This is a genomic window from Microbacterium sp. NPDC057658, from assembly GCF_042799975.1.
GTDB lineage: Bacteria > Actinomycetota > Actinomycetes > Actinomycetales > Microbacteriaceae > Microbacterium.
In genome coordinates this window covers 537,315-551,842 of the sequence record NZ_JBHVHT010000001.1, presented here as the reverse complement: position 1 = coordinate 551,842, position 14,528 = coordinate 537,315, and the positions used below count along the sequence as shown (strand labels likewise).

General features: G+C 68.0%; 11 protein-coding genes. 7 read left to right on the top strand and 4 right to left on the bottom strand.

The genetic code is table 11. From position 1 onward, the window contains the following. Positions 1-3: 3 nt before the first annotated feature. From yidC to ACFU8V_RS02585, 7 genes are all read left to right on the top strand, one after another. Positions 4-1,074, top strand: coding sequence for a membrane protein insertase YidC (gene yidC / locus ACFU8V_RS02615; RefSeq protein WP_060921330.1), 1,071 nt, complete (start codon positions 4-6; stop codon positions 1,072-1,074). Continuing rightward, a complete protein-coding gene (locus tag ACFU8V_RS02610; RefSeq protein WP_025102865.1) occupies positions 1,071-1,562 on the top strand; it encodes a R3H domain-containing nucleic acid-binding protein in 492 nt (163 codons plus the stop codon). Before yidC ends, ACFU8V_RS02610 begins: the two co-directional genes overlap by 4 nt. Positions 1,563-1,586: 24 nt before the next feature. Further along, complete coding sequence (rsmG, locus tag ACFU8V_RS02605) at positions 1,587-2,234, top strand: 16S rRNA (guanine(527)-N(7))-methyltransferase RsmG (RefSeq protein WP_062765888.1); 648 nt, start codon at positions 1,587-1,589, stop codon at positions 2,232-2,234. Positions 2,235-5,403: 3,169 nt separating this feature from the next. Continuing rightward, complete coding sequence (locus ACFU8V_RS02600; RefSeq protein WP_025102863.1) at positions 5,404-6,327, top strand: ParA family protein; 924 nt, start codon at positions 5,404-5,406, stop codon at positions 6,325-6,327. Next, on the top strand, positions 6,327-7,301 hold the full coding sequence (locus ACFU8V_RS02595) for a ParB/RepB/Spo0J family partition protein (protein ID WP_025102862.1): 975 nt from the start codon (positions 6,327-6,329) through the stop codon (positions 7,299-7,301). Before ACFU8V_RS02600 ends, ACFU8V_RS02595 begins: the two co-directional genes overlap by 1 nt. A 61-nt stretch (positions 7,302-7,362) precedes the next feature. Beyond that, positions 7,363-8,811: a sugar porter family MFS transporter gene (locus tag ACFU8V_RS02590; RefSeq protein WP_197426474.1), complete on the top strand. Its 1,449-nt coding sequence runs from the start codon at positions 7,363-7,365 to the stop codon at positions 8,809-8,811. A gap of 9 nt (positions 8,812-8,820) precedes the next feature. After that, positions 8,821-9,156 (top strand): hypothetical protein, encoded by a 336-nt coding sequence (locus tag ACFU8V_RS02585; protein ID WP_062765879.1) that lies wholly within the window; start codon positions 8,821-8,823, stop codon positions 9,154-9,156. Between the two features lie 110 nt (positions 9,157-9,266). Here ACFU8V_RS02585 and trxA read toward each other — a convergent pair whose 3' ends face one another. From trxA to ACFU8V_RS02565, 4 genes are all read right to left on the bottom strand, one after another. Further along, positions 9,267-9,590: a thioredoxin gene (gene trxA / locus ACFU8V_RS02580; protein ID WP_025102859.1), complete on the bottom strand. Its 324-nt coding sequence runs from the start codon at positions 9,588-9,590 to the stop codon at positions 9,267-9,269. Positions 9,591-9,658: 68 nt separating this feature from the next. Continuing rightward, a complete protein-coding gene (gene trxB, locus ACFU8V_RS02575; protein WP_025102858.1) occupies positions 9,659-10,633 on the bottom strand; it encodes a thioredoxin-disulfide reductase in 975 nt (324 codons plus the stop codon). Positions 10,634-10,712: 79 nt separating this feature from the next. After that, the gene (gene murJ / locus ACFU8V_RS02570) at positions 10,713-12,329 is read right to left on the bottom strand and encodes a murein biosynthesis integral membrane protein MurJ (protein ID WP_062765876.1); all 1,617 of its coding nucleotides are present in this window, start codon (positions 12,327-12,329) and stop codon (positions 10,713-10,715) included. Beyond that, on the bottom strand, positions 12,322-14,517 hold the full coding sequence (locus ACFU8V_RS02565; protein ID WP_378868792.1) for a DUF6049 family protein: 2,196 nt from the start codon (positions 14,515-14,517) through the stop codon (positions 12,322-12,324). Before ACFU8V_RS02565 ends, murJ begins: the two co-directional genes overlap by 8 nt. Positions 14,518-14,528: the final 11 nt, after the last annotated feature.

The window sequence follows — 14,528 nt, the reverse complement described above, 5'->3', positions numbered from 1 at the left end:
TCGGTGGGTCTTGACCTTCTGTTCGCCAGTGCCACCCCCAGCCCGGAACCGGCATCCGGCGGATTCGATCTGCTCGGCACGATCCTGTGGCCGCTGAAGTGGGTCGTCGAGCTCATCCTCGTCGCCTGGCACTGGCTGCTGACGGCCGTCGGTCTCCCTGCGGCGTCCGGCATCACCTGGGTCCTCTCGATCGTCGGCCTCGTGATCGTGGTCCGTGCAGCGCTCATCCCGCTGTTCGTGAAGCAGATCAAGAGCCAGCGGAAGATGATGGAAATCGCTCCTGAACTGCGCAAAGTCCAGGAGAAGTACCGCGGCAAGAAGGACCAGCTCTCTCGCGAGGCGATGAGTCGCGAGACGATGGCGCTGTACAAGAAGCACGGCACGACGCCGATGTCGAGCTGTCTGCCCCTGCTCGTGCAGATGCCGATCTTCTTCTCGCTCTACAGCGTGCTGAGCGACGTCAGCAAGCACGCGACGCAGGGCGTCGGCGGTGTCGGGCTGCTGAGCGCGGAACTCACGCAGGAGTTCTACGACGCCAAGCTCTTCGGGGTCGCGTCCCTGCACGAGAACCTCGGCAACGCGATCGAGGCCCAGAACGTCACGGCGATCATCATCCTGATCACCCTGGTCGTCCTGATGATCGCGTCGCAGTTCTTCACGCAGCTGCAGATCATCTCGAAGAACCTCTCGCCGGAGGCCAAGACCGGCCAGGCGTACCAGATGCAGAAGATCATGCTCTACGTTCTGCCGCTGGGCTTCATCTTCTCCGGTGTCTTCTTCCCGCTCGGCGTGGTCGTGTACTGGTTCATCTCGAACCTCTGGACCATGGGGCAGCAGTTCCTCGTCATCCGTGAGATGCCGACTCCCGGTTCCGAAGCCGCCAAGGCCCGCGAAGAGCGGCTCGCCCGCAAGGGCAAGGCGATCGACTCCTCCGGCAAGGTCGTCCCGATGGCTGCCTACGAGGCCGAGCAGCAGCGTCTGCTCGAGGAGGCTGAGAAGGCGAAGGCGGCGGCGCCGAAGCGGCAGCAGCCGGTCGGCAAGAAGCGTGCGAAGAAGAAGGGGAACGCGTCATGAGCGAGGTCGTGACCGGGAGCACAGAGCCCACTGTGGCGCAGCTCGAGAACGAGGGGGATGTCGCGGCGGACTACCTCGAGGAGCTGCTCGACATCGCAGACATCGACGGTGATCTGAACCTCGACGTCCGTCAGGGTCGTGCTTACGTCTCCGTCGAGGCCGAGGGTGACGGGCTCGCGCTGCTCTCCGCTCCCGATACGGTGCAGGCGTTGCAGGAGCTCACGCGTCTCGCCGTCCAGAACAAGACCGGCTCGTTCTCGCGCCTCATCCTCGACATCGGCGGATCCCGCGACGCGCGGCGCCGTCAGCTCGTGACTCTGGTCGAGGCGGCGGCCGCGAAGCTCGATGAGGGCTCGTCGCAGGCCTCGCTGCCGGCGATGTCGAGTTATGAGCGCAAGCTGGTCCACGATATCGCCGCCGAGCGTGGACTCGTCTCCGAGTCGTACGGCGAGGGCGCGGACCGCCACACGGTCCTGCGTCGGCACTGACGCGCGGAAGGCGAGCGCTGGCACGTGTCCGAGACGCAGGACTTCGGCGAGAAGACCGTCGAGCAGGAGCCGGCCGTCGCTGCCCGGATCTTCGGGGAGCGCCTGCAACTCGCTCGACGGTTCACGGACTCCCTTGCGCGTGAGGGGGAGGAGCGGGGCCTGATCGGGCCGCTGGAACTGCCGCGCTTGTGGACGCGCCACATCCTGAACAGCGCGATCGCCGCGCCCCTCTTCCACGGCTCCGTCGCGGATATCGGATCCGGGGCCGGACTGCCCGGTCTGGTGCTCGCGATCGCGCGGCCCGACGTGTCGTGGACCCTCGTGGAGCCGATGGAGCGTCGGATCAATTGGTTGACTGAGCAAGTGAACGACCTGGAACTCACGAATGTCACCATTCTCCGCGCGCGTGCCGAGGACGTGCGTGCGAAGGGCGCCTTCGATGTCGTCACGGCTCGTGCGGTGAGCGCATTGCGTACCCTGATTCCTCTGACCGCTCCGCTGGTGCGCGATGGTGGGGAACTGGCCCTGTTGAAGGGGATGAACGCCGCGAACGAGATCGAGGCGGCACGGAAGCAGATCGCCAAGTTCAAGCTCGCGGATGTTCGGGTCGAGGTGCTGGGCGAGGGGTTGCTCCCGGAGACCACTCGAGTCGTCCGCGCCTCCGTGCGCTGAAGACGTCGCCGTCTCCCGGGACACGGGGCTGACCCGGGGTCCTACCGTGCCCCCATGTTTCCGGCGCCGTCGATACGTCGCCGGGAGATCACTCTCCATGGGGCGATGTCGTGCGATCACGTCCGTAGGCCGCTCCGCTGCGGTTGCGGCTGTGTTCGTCCAGATCGAAGTCGGAGCAGTCGTCGTTCACCGCGCCCCGCGAAGGTTCGTCCTGTCGTCGCATCGATTGAGCCGCTGCGCGGATCGATGCGCCAGGGCTGGGAAGCGCTGAGTCGGTGCGCCGCGCAATGGGCGTGAATCCGACTGGCTGCGGCGAACTTGACGGGTCCGGACGTCTGCATGGCGCGTGTGAACGCTGCAGTTCGGGTGGTCTACGGCAGATCTCTCCTTGCGGCGGACTTGAGTTGTTTCACGTGAAACAGCCTCATGTCTGCACCCTTGGCCGGGGCGGATAGGAAAGCGATGCAGGGGAGTAGGTAACCGTCACACTGGCGAGCACCGATGCGTCGACAGGTGTCGTTCCCTGGCCTCATCAGTGGGTACCTGAACGCGGATGGGCCGTGGCGCGATGGTGAGGGGGAGGTGTCATTAAGGCGGGCGGGACGTCGGTTGAGGGTGCGCCGTGCGCGTCGACCGTTGGGGTGGGGCGGCGTCCGCGCCGTGACTGTTGTCGCCACACCTTGTCTTCCCGGAGCTGCCAAGGCAGGACTTCCGTGTCCGCACGAGCAGGGCCCGGGCGCCCCAATAGGTGCCCACGCCACGTACCGTGCAGAACCACTCGTCACGAACGCCCGGCACGATGTGTCGTGGGGCCCGCAATCCTAAAAGCGGCGCTCAGATGCGAGATCGGGTGGCAATGCAAGTTCTGCTCCGCTCGGCACGTCCTCGCGACGGCGGGCGGAGGACTGGCTGGCTCAGCCACCCCGGACGCATTGACGAGAGGTGTGTGCGTTGTTTTGCCGGCGCCCTGTCGGCCCTGGTCCGTTTCATATGGAACAAGGGCGACGAGGTATCCGGACTGCGGCTCACCAGGGTCCGGGCAGCTCGATAGCGTACGCAGGCGCATTGTAGGCAGTCGCAGCGTCTGGCGTCCGACCCTGTCGGTGCGCTGAGGGCTGAGTCCCGGGCCGACGTTTCACTTGAAACGGCAGTTGAATGCAGCTGGTGGCCAAGCCCCGGTATCGAGGCAAGATGTTGCCTCGCTGCCAGAGCCAGTACGTACCGCTGCGCGGCGACGTAGGTTGAGGAGCGTAGAGCGCAGGGACAAGGGTCGGGAGCGGTGCGGCCGTTTCACGTGAAACGCTGGCGACAACTGCGGGGGTGCAGGGTTCTCAGTAAGCAGAGCAATCGCCTTGCGATCCAAGAGCCGTGCCTGACCCCCCGCGCGGCGGGAGTTGGCAAGGAGTGCAGCGCGCATTGCCGAGCGTCGGGGAGGTAGGGCTGTTTCACGTGAAACCATGACTGACAGCGGTTGACGGCCGAGGGCTGTGGGTGTGCGGGACGGCCGGGACAGTACCCAAACGGACTGCCTCATGCTGCGAGGCGGCATGGGCCACGGGTGGCAGCACGTAGAGGCTAGCGTCGGGCGTCATTCGGCGGTTTCACGTGAAACGCTGCCGGCAGCAGGTGGGGACGGACGGCGGGCCGGGAGGTGACCAGGCGTTTCGCTATCCAAGCCCAGCATCTAATGCTGCGCGGCGTCCCCGGCTAAGGATCGCAGCGCGCAGAGCCGAGGTCCGGGCGCCGTGCCGCTGGTTCACGGGAACACCCTCTCGGGTGCGGCGGGGGTCGGGGCGGTTGTGTCATCTGACGAAGCCCGGCACGCTGAGAGTCAGTTCGTCGTGAGGCGTTAGTCGTGGGGGGTCGGTCGTGGGTTGCCTCACGCTCACGGTGGTGCCCGCGGTGTTTGACACGGCTGGTGAGCGGTCGTTGGTGAGCGCGGGTGCTCCACTGGTGAGGGGTTCGGCGGGGGCTGTCTAATCCTCTGATTAGGCGGCAGTGAGCACCCGGCGGGTGCAGACGAATGAGTTGTCGTCTCTGGGCCGGCGACTGCGTGGGTTTCATGTGCGTGACCGAGCGCCGACGGATGGCTGTGATGTCGACGGGGTCCGCACGGGACCTCGCGTGCCGGCTTGGGGAAATCGCGGGGGCATACCGTGGCGAGCACTGGTGCCGAGCTACTCGAATGCGCGGCGGCGTGGAGGGCGCACTCCAGCGGGCGTCAGCGCTCGCGGTCTTCGAAAGGTGTCGCATCACGCCGGCCTAGTGGATTACCTGCGGTACTCAGCGACACGGAGTGAGCGCTCGCCCACAGGGGGCGCCCCTGGGCATTTCACGTGAAACGGCACCGAATGTGTGGGCTCATCGCCTGTCCCCGCGCATGAGGAGCAGTACGTTCACCGGACGCGTGGATCGCGTGCCGGGGGAGGGGCATGCGCCACTATGGCCCGTGCGGCAGCGACGGGTGGAGGCAGGCGCGGTCGGAACACCAGGCGTACGCGGACTACGCCGAGTTCCTGGGGTAGACAAGGCTCGATGTGGAGGTTCAAACGACGTTGGCGCGGTGCGGGCGAGCTAGGCGGGTGCAGGGGGCTCAGACACGGACAAGGAAGCCGGCAGGGGTGGGCGTTCCCGCCTGGCGGCCTGGCTCCGTGGTGGCTGTCTCGGTCTCCGATTGGGACCCGTAGAGGTGGGGCCTGCGTGTGCCGTATTGCCCATGTCCAGGCGCGAGCCCCGGGGGTCGGGGCCCTTACGGATCTTGGACCGCGGGACTGCATGGAAACACAGACGGGGCGGGGGACGAGCATCTGCGGGGGCCGAGGAGAGCGTGCCAGGGCCTCGTAGCGTGACGGATCCGGTGAAGAAGGAGGAGATGATTCGCGGACCTGACGGAAGCATGCTCCCGACCCGACGTGACCCGGGGGACGCGGATGATGGCGAAGCCAGTTCCGCCCGTCACGCCGGATCACAGGCCAAAAAGGTGTGGCACCTAGGCCGATCTCCAGGACGGGAGGGCGGCCAGGCGTTTCACGTGAAACGTCCGTGTCCAGCGCCATGCGGTCCATTCGGCGGACACGGCGCGCGAGGCACGCACCCTGCTGCCTGGTCGCGCCTGTGATGCGAGGTCCGTACCTGCGATTAGAGTGGAACGCGGCCCCGAAAGGAGTGGATGTTTCACGTGAAACAGTCCGAGAAGGCATCGTCGAACGAGTCGTTCGGGATGGATACACCCCTCGCGCGAGAAATCGCGGATCTCTCCGCCCGGCGCCGCGCGCTGGAAGGGGTCTCCGTCGAGTTCAGTGGCGACACCCGCATCCTGACGGTGTCGAATCAGAAGGGCGGTGTGGGTAAGACCACCAGCGCCGTGAACATCGCATCCGCGCTGGCGGGACTGGGCGCGAAGGTGCTCGTCATCGACCTCGATCCGCAGGGGAACGCTTCCACTGCTCTTGGGGTGCCGCACAACGCCGACACCCCGAGTGTCTACGATGTCCTCATCGACGAGTTCCCCCTTGCGGAGATCGTTCAGCCCAGCCCCGAGAGCCCGAACCTCTTCTGCGCGCCGAGCACGATCCACCTTGCGGGTGCTGAGATCGAACTCGTCGCGCAGGTGGCGCGAGAGCACCGCCTCCGCCGGGCTCTGGAGGACTACCTCGCGGAGCATCCGGTGGACTTCGTGATCATCGACTGCCCTCCTTCCCTCGGGCTGCTCACGATCAACGCTTTCACTGCCGCGAACGAGGTCTTCATCCCGATCCAGTGCGAGTACTACGCCCTGGAGGGTCTGAGCCAGCTGCTCGGCAGCATCCAGATGATCCAGAAGCACCTCAACCCGGGGCTGCATCTGTCGACCATCCTCCTCACGATGTTCGACGGACGGACGCGGCTGGCCCAGCAGGTGGCGGAGGAAGTGCGGTCCCACTTCCCCTCGCAGGTGCTGGACACCGTGATTCCGCGCTCCGTCCGTGTGTCGGAAGCCCCCAGTTTCGGCCAGACGGTCATCGCCTACGACGGTCAGTCCGCCGGGGCGATCGCGTACCGCGAGGCCGCCGTCGAAATCGCGTCGCGACAGACGCAGAGCAAGGAGAAATAATGGCGAAGCGCACTGGACTCGGCCGCGGCATCGGCGCCCTCATCCCGACGGCGGACCAGACCGAGCGTCCCGTCGACGTGTTCTTCCCCGGTGCGAAGATCGCTCCGACCCCCGAGGCTCCCTCCACGAGCGCCAACGCCGCGCCCGAGACCGAACTCGAGGCGGTGCCGGGGATCCACCTGATCCAGGTCGACCCGCAGGCGATCGTGCCGAACCCGCGGCAGCCCCGCACGCACTTCAACCCCGAGGACCTCGCGGAACTCGTGCACAGCGTCCGTGAGTTCGGCGTACTGCAGCCGGTGGTCGTCCGGAAGAACAGCGACGGCGAGTACGAGCTCATCATGGGGGAGCGGCGCACGCGGGCCGCCCGCGAGGCCGGACTCGAGGCCATCCCCGCCATCGTCCGCGACACGGCCGACGAGGACCTCCTGCGTGACGCGCTGCTGGAGAACCTGCACCGCTCGGAGCTGAATCCTCTCGAAGAGGCTTCGGCCTACCAGCAGCTCCTCGACGACTTCGGGATCACCCAGGAGGAGCTGGCCACGCGCATCGGCCGCTCCCGTCCGCAGATCAGCAACACCATCCGCTTGCTCAAGCTGCCGGTGCCGGTGCAGCAGCGGGTGGCCGCCGGCGTACTGACCGCCGGACATGCCCGCGCGATCCTCAGCGTGGACTCTCCGGAAGCGATGCAGCGTCTGGCGGACAAGGTCGTCAACGAAGACCTGTCCGTTCGCGCGACGGAGGAAGCCGCCAAGTCGCAGCCGTCCGCAGGGAAGACTCCCAAGCCCACCCCGGGTGCACGGCGAGCCTACCTGGACGAGGTCGCCGGCAAGCTCGGAGACCGGCTCAACACGCGCGTCCGGATCTCCCTGGGTGCACGAAAAGGCCAGGTCACGATTGATTTCGCATCGATCCAGGATCTGAACCGCATTCTCGAGGAGCTGGGCGAAGAAGGGTACGGCTCCGCGCGGTGACCGCGCCCCCGGTCGGGGGTGACATAGACTCGCGTCATCTTGACGATGCGAGGGGGATGTCATGTCCAGATCAGCTGATCCAGCGAGTATCAAGCGTCGCGTGATCGCCGTCAGTATCGCGGCGGCTCTGGGCGGATTCCTCTTCGGATTCGACACCGCGGTGATCAACGGCGCCGTCGACGCTCTGGCCGGAGACGTCTCCGGTTTCGATCTGGGCACGGGCCTCAAGGGCTTCGCCGTGTCGTCCGCCCTGATCGGCTGCGCCGTGGGGGCCTGGTTCGCCGGGCCCGTCTCGAACAAGTTCGGACGCATCCCCGTGATGGTGGTCGCCGCGGCCATGTTCTTCGTCTCGGCGATCGGCTCCGGCCTCGCCTTCAGTGTCGTCGACCTCATCGTCTGGCGTGTGATCGGCGGTCTCGGCGTCGGTGCGGCGTCGGTGATCGCACCCGCGTACATCGCGGAGGTCTCGCCGGCAGCGATCCGCGGTCGGCTCGGATCGCTGCAGCAGCTCGCCATCGTCCTCGGCATCTTCGCCGCCCTCCTGTCCGACGCCCTGCTGGCGGGCATCGCGGGGGAGGCCGACCAGCCGCTGTGGGGCCTGACCGCGTGGCGGTGGATGTTCATGGTCGCGGCCATCCCCGCGCTCGTCTACGGACTTGTGTCGTTGCGGCTGCCGGAGTCGCCGCGCTACCTGGTCCGCAAGGGCGAGGTGAAGCGCGCCGCGGAAGTGCTCCAGACCGTCACAGGGACGATCGACACCGAAGCGAAGATCAAGGAGATCACGGGCACGATCGACACGGAGCGCTCCGAGTCGCTGCGGGATCTGCGGGGGAGCCGACTGGGGCTCAAGCCGATCGTCTGGGTCGGCATCCTGCTGTCGGTGTTCCAGCAGTTCGTCGGCATCAACGTCATCTTCTACTACTCCACCACGCTGTGGCAGTCGGTGGGCTTCGACGAATCCAGTGCCCTCCTCACGTCCGTCATCACCTCCGTCACGAACATCGTCGTCACGATCGTCGCGATCCTTCTCGTCGACCGGGTCGGTCGTCGGATCATGCTCCTCGTCGGCTCGGTCGGCATGACGGTGACCCTCGGACTCATGGCGCTCGCCTTCTCGTTCGGCACGCTCGACGCCTCCGGAACCGCGACCCTGCCCGATCCCTGGGCCACCGTCGCCCTCATCTGCGCCAACGGCTTCGTCGTGTTCTTCGGTGCGAGCTGGGGCCCGCTCGTGTGGGTGCTCCTGGGCGAGATCTTCCCGAATTCGATCCGTGCCGGCGCTCTCGCCGTCGCCGCGGCGGCGCAGTGGGTGGCCAACTTCTTCATCTCGACGACGTTCCCGGCGTTCGCCGAGATCGGCCTCACCTTCGCGTACGGCTTCTACGCGTTCTTCGCGCTGCTGTCGTTCTTCTTCGTGTTCTTCAAGGTGCCGGAGACCAAGGGCCGCGAGCTCGAGGACATGAGCGAGGATGCGAAGGTGGAGCGCCGACCCCGTCGCGCACGCGCGTAGGCTGGAGGGATGACCGAAGCCGTCCCCCGTCGCGCCAGCCTGGAAGTGCTGCGCGCCGAGGCGTCGGACGAACTCGCCGTCCTCGTCCAGGAGCGCCTTCTGGGCGGTGAGGACCCCTGGGAGTTCATGGAGGAGCTGCCCAGCGTCGACGAACTCGTCGTGTACCTGCTCCGTGCGGACAACATCGCTGCCAACGACGGTGTCCGACCCAACGCCGCGCGACACTACCGCGTGCTGCGACAGATCGCCCTGGAGTACCCGGAGCTCACCCCGGCCGTCTGGGGGCTTCTGGACGAGAAGCAGCGCCACCGTCGCTGGGACCCGCGCATCGCCGACGCCTCCTGACGCCGATGCTCATCGTTCTCTCCTGATCCGTGGCGGACCCGTACGGGCGGCGCGGAGAATGCGAAAAGGGCCGCACCCGGAGGTGCGGCCCTTCTCGTGGTCGTGGGGGATCAGCCGAGGAAAGCGGCGAGATCCTGCTCGAGGGCGAACTTCGGCTTGGCACCGATGATCGTCGTCTTGACCTCTCCGCCCTGGAAGACCTTCATCGCCGGGATCGACGTGATCTGGTACTTCATGGCCAGCTCCGGGTTCTCGTCCACGTTGAGCTTGAGGATGGTGATCTTGTCGGGGTTGTCGGACTGGATCTCGTCCAGCACCGGCGCGACCATACGACACGGACCGCACCACTCGGCCCAGAAGTCCACCAGCACGGGACCATCGGCCTGCAGCACGTCCTGCTCCCAGGTCGCCTGGCTCGTTGCCTTTGCACTCATCAGAGTTCTCCTTGTTCGAGGTTCGCCTGTTGCAACAACGGGCGGGGGGAAAGTGTTCCCGGCCGTGGTCAGGCCGTGATGACCTCGGCGGCCTCGGCCGCGGGGACCTCGACGGAGGAGTCCTCAAGGTCGGCGAGGAAGTGCTCGGCGTCGAGGGCCGCGATCGTGCCCGTTCCGGCGGCGGTGATGGCCTGGCGGTAGGTGGGGTCGATCACGTCGCCGGCGGCGAAGACTCCGGGAACCGACGTGCGCGAGGAGCGACCGTCGACCCAGATCGTCCCCTCGGGCGTGAGCTCGAGCTTCTCGTGGACGAGGTGGGTGCGCGGGTCGTTGCCGATGGCGATGAAGAGGCCGTCGAGGGGCAGGTCGCGCAGCGAGCCGTCCTCCGTGGAACGCAGCTGCACGCCCGAGACGGCGTTGTCGCCGAGGATCTCCACGACCTCGCTGTTCCACACGAACTCGATCTTCTCGTTCGCGAAGGCGCGCTCCTGCATGATCTTCGAGGCCCGCAGGGTGTCCTTGCGGTGGATGACGTACACCTTGTCCGCGAAGCGCGTGAGGAAGGTGGCCTCCTCCATCGCCGAGTCACCGCCGCCGACGACGGCGATCGTCTTCTGACGGAAGAAGAAGCCGTCGCAGGTGGCGCACCAGGAGACGCCGAAGCCGGAGAGGCGCTCCTCGCCCTCGATGCCGAGCTTGCGGTAAGCGGAACCCGTCGCGTAGATGATGGTCTTCGCCTCGTGGGTGGCGCCCGAACCGAGGGTGACCTTCTTGACGGGACCGGCGACGTCGAGCTCGGTGACGTCGTCGTAGAGCACCTCGGTGCCGAACTTCTCGGCCTGCTCCTGGAACTTGGCCATGAGCTCGGGGCCCTGGATGCCCTCCGGGAAGCCGGGGTAGTTCTCCACCTCGGTCGTGTTCATGAGCTCTCCGCCGACCTCGACGGAGCTCGCGATGAGGAGCGGCTCCAGGTTCGCGCGCGCCGCATAGATGGCAGCCGTGAATCCGGCGGGGCCGGAGCCGATGATGATGACCTGACGCATGTGATCTCCGTTAGAAAGGCGGTGCCGTCGAAAGACGTCCGACTGCTTCAACCCATGGTAACCGCGGGGCATTCCCGCGTCAGCGGCCGGGAAGGAAGCGGCGGACGAGGCCGCCGGCGGCCTTCAGCTCCGGGGCGCGGAAGACCGCGAGGATCGCGACGTAGACGAGTACGACGACGAGGCCGATGACGGCCGTCGCCAGGGTGCCGGGAATGACTCCGGACGTCGCCCATCCCGTCGTCCCGCCGAGGAGGAGGAAGGTGCCCCAGCCGGCGAGACCGGCCGGGATCGCGGCGATCGCGAAGAGCGCCAGGGCACGCATCCACGAGAGGACGCCCAGCCCGCCGATCTTGCGATGCAGCAGCCAGGTCGCCACGATCGTCTGCAGCGTGCTGGCGATGGACTGGCCGAGAGCCACGGCGGCAGCCAGCTGGGTCAGGGCGATGACCTCTGCGGACAGGAGCGCGGCGGCGCCCAGCGCGGTCACGACGATCAACGTGCACTGGAAGATCGTGAACCAGAAGGGCGTGCGCGTGTCGTCGTAGGCGTAGAAGGTGCGCTGGACGATGAACAGGATCGTGAGCGGGATGAGGCTGATCAGATAGCAGAGGAGGACGATGGCGGCGCCCTCGGCATCCGAGGGGCTCTCGGTGAAGACACGGGAGGCGGGGATGGCGGCGGCGGCGACGGCGGCGACGGCGGCGACGATGAAGAAGAGCAGAGTGCGGATGCTTCGCGAGATGTCCCCCCGGACCTCGTCATCGCGACCTGCGGCGGCGTGCTCGCTGATCTGCGTGAAGTACGGGGTTCCGATCGACAGGACGATGACGGAATACGGCAGCATGAAGATGAGCCACGCGTTGGTGGTCACGGCGAGGGATGCCCCGGTGCCGGACGCGTTGCTGACGATGTTGCCCTGGAGCACGCCCGCAGCCAGGGAGGCGAATGCCATCAGGAACGTCCATCCGGCGAGCTTCCCCACGTTGCCGAGGCCGACCCCTCGCCACTGGAAGTCCGGACGGAGGGAGAGGCCCGTCCGCCTCCAGAACAGGAGCAGGATGAGCGCCTGCACGGCGATGCCGAGGGTCGCCGTGCCGCCGAGAGTGGCGATCATCTCCGGGGTCCACTCGGCGGAGTTCCGGGAGACCGGTGCGAAGACCCACCCGAGGATGAGGAACCCGATGATGGAGACGATGTTGTTGACGACGGGGGCCCAGGTGAACGGCCCGAAGATACGCCGCGCGTTCAGAGCCTCGCCCAGCAGCGCGTAGAGGCCGTAGAACAGGATCTGCGGCAGGCACCAGTAGGCGAGGGCGGTCGCGAGCGCTTGGGTCGCGGGCGAGAACCCGCCGGCCACGATCTGCACGAGCCAGGGTGCTGCGATCGTGGCCACCGCCGTGACGGCGACCAGGACGACGGTGCCGAGGGTGAAGAGCTTCGAGATGAAGGTGTTTCCCCCGTCGGCGTCAGCCGTGGCCTTGACGATCTGCGGCACGATGACCGCGGTGAGGATCCCGACGGAGATGAGGGAGAAGACGCTGTTCGGCAGGGTGTTGGCCGCGGCGAACGCGTCGGCAGGACCCGACCCGAACGAGCCGATCACCGCCACGAGGATGATGCTGCGCAGCAGCCCGGTCACGCGGGAGACCAGGGTGCCCGCGCCGATGATGGCGCTGGCGCGCCCGAGACTAGTCACGCGACTCCTTCGCGGAAGGGGCATCAGGGCCGTCGAGACCCTCCTGCACCGCGGCCTCCGCCTCCTTCTCCTCGATCAGTTCCTCGACGGCTGCCTCGACCGCCTGCTCCTCGATCGCCTCCCGGCGCTTCCGACGCACCGTGCGGACGACGCCGAGAGCGATGAGCAGCACGGCCAGGCCGCCGAAGATGACGAGCCCGATGGTCTCCCACTCCGCCCGCACCGCCACGCGGACGGTCTGCTCCGACTGGATCGGCACTCCCGTCGGGCTGGTCAGCGCGAGACGCAGATCGAGCTCGCCGCTGCCCACCCGGGCGGAGACAGGCACCTTCGCCCTGGTCGTCGAGTTCGCCTGCACCTCGACGTCGATCACGGGCTTCACCTCGAGGCGCGGATCGCTGGGGGCCGCGAACAGCCGCACGGTCACAGGCCAGGGGAGGTCGTTGCGCACCGCGATCGGCAGGTCGGCGTTGGCCGTGAGCAGCTGGATGGTGCTGGAGTCGGGGATGCTGACCGCGCCGAGCGTCTCGGTGGTGCGGGCTCGATGGGCCGCGACCTTCTCTGCGAAGGCCTCATCGGACGAGCCGACCGCGATCGTGCGCAGGATCCGGATGCGCTCCGGGCTCAGCAGTACGAGGGGGTCGTCGAGGACGGTGGCGAACGCGGTGAGGGCGCCCTCGTCCGTGAGCAGGTTCGCGAGGTCAGGGGCCCTGGTGGCCGCAGCGGCATCCGGGACGGTGACGGAGGCGGCAGGGGCCGCGCGCACCGCGGAGAGCTCGAATCCGACGGAGTCCGCCGCCGAGATCGCGTCGCGGAGCGCGTCGGCCGAGCGGTTCTCGTCGCGATCCAGCCCCACGAGGAGCGGGGCACCGGGGGCGCGGGCACCCGCGAGGAACAGCCGCGCCGCGGCCTCGGCCAGGTGCGCCTGACGCGGGGCGGAGGAGGATTCGGCCGCGGCGGCCGACAGCGCGGCGGACGTGGCGGCGTCGATGACGAGCAGGTCCTGGCCGGCCGACGTCGCGTGGGCGGAACTCTGCCCACCGACCGTCGTCGACGACACCACCGTCGTCGTCTTCCGGTCCAGGTACCCGGAGAAGGCGGCGAGGTCGCCCTGCGCCAGGTCGCTCTCGGGCCAGACGATCCCCGGGATGGCCCCGTCGATCTCCGCCAGCTCCTCATCGGTGGGCAGCGCGGGGCCGTCGGTCGGCGTGGGAGACGGTACCGCCGCGGTCCCGGGCGTGCTCGTCGGCGTGACGGCGCGCTGCTGCGGGAAGGCGGCGGGGTCGAGCAGGGAGGTCAGGGGGAGTGGCGCCAGGGCATCCGGGAGACCGGCCTGGGCCTGCACGGTGAGGTCGGCGTCGCCGAACTGCAGGGCGAAGCGGGTGTTGGGGAGCTCCTCGAGCCTCTCCAGCCAGTCCGTGGCCGTCGAGGGGGCGGCCGTGCCGAGGGCGCGGATGGCGGCGGGGATGGCGGGATCGAGTGCGAGCACGGCCGTCGTCCCCGCCACGCCGTCGAGCTGTGCGGTGAGGTCGCCGTCGGGGGCGGTGAGGTCGGTGAGCTCCTCGGCGCTCAGCAGGGCTCCGCCGGCCGGGGTCGCGGTGATCGGGACGAGCACCCCGATCGGACTGGTCGGCGCGGAGGTGACGACGAGGACGCTCGTCGCGGTCGCATCCCAGGTGGTGGTGCGCTGCCCCGCGGTGTCCTTCGTGCGGGCATCGCTCAGGACGGCCCGCAGCGGGTACACGCCGGGCGCGAGGGGCTCGAGCGTCTCCTGCGGCACGAACACCGTCGTGGTCGCGGATCCTCCGGCCTCGGCCGTCTTCGTGGTCTCGTCGCCGAGCGGGAGGAACGAACCGGCAGCACGCCCCTCGTCCAGCCAGTTCGTGACGGCGGCATCGTCGCCGAGCGGCGTGCTGCCGAGCTCGACCTCGACCCGGCCCGTGGAGAGCTCCGACGCGGTCTCGTTGTCGATCGTGATCACCGCCGAGGTCGACGTGCCCGGCGCGACGGTGCCGCGCAGGCCCGCCGTGACATGCAGCTCCACCCGCTGGTCGTCGTCCGCGGGGGGCTGGTCGGCCGCCATCGCCGGTCCGCCGACCCCCAGGACGCAGACGCCGGCGGCGACCACGAACGCCGCGAGCCGGCGCACGCGCGCGCGGAGGCCCGTCTCGGGAGTGATCGCGGTCATGAAGGTCTTCC

What these genes read in the sequence shown, in the direction of transcription:
- ACFU8V_RS02585 (WP_062765879.1), top strand. Translation starts at nt 8,821, where the DNA reads ATGACCGAAGCCGTCCCCCGTCGCGCCAGCCTGGAAGTGCTGCGCGCC.
- ACFU8V_RS02590 (WP_197426474.1), top strand. Translation starts at nt 7,363, where the DNA reads ATGTCCAGATCAGCTGATCCAGCGAGTATCAAGCGTCGCGTGATCGCC.
- trxB (WP_025102858.1), bottom strand. Translation starts at nt 10,633, where the DNA reads ATGCGTCAGGTCATCATCATCGGCTCCGGCCCCGCCGGATTCACGGCT.
- ACFU8V_RS02610 (WP_025102865.1), top strand. Translation starts at nt 1,071, where the DNA reads ATGAGCGAGGTCGTGACCGGGAGCACAGAGCCCACTGTGGCGCAGCTC.
- ACFU8V_RS02595 (WP_025102862.1), top strand. Translation starts at nt 6,327, where the DNA reads ATGGCGAAGCGCACTGGACTCGGCCGCGGCATCGGCGCCCTCATCCCG.
- trxA (WP_025102859.1), bottom strand. Translation starts at nt 9,590, where the DNA reads ATGAGTGCAAAGGCAACGAGCCAGGCGACCTGGGAGCAGGACGTGCTG.
- ACFU8V_RS02600 (WP_025102863.1), top strand. Translation starts at nt 5,404, where the DNA reads ATGTTTCACGTGAAACAGTCCGAGAAGGCATCGTCGAACGAGTCGTTC.
- ACFU8V_RS02565 (WP_378868792.1), bottom strand. Translation starts at nt 14,517, where the DNA reads ATGACCGCGATCACTCCCGAGACGGGCCTCCGCGCGCGCGTGCGCCGG.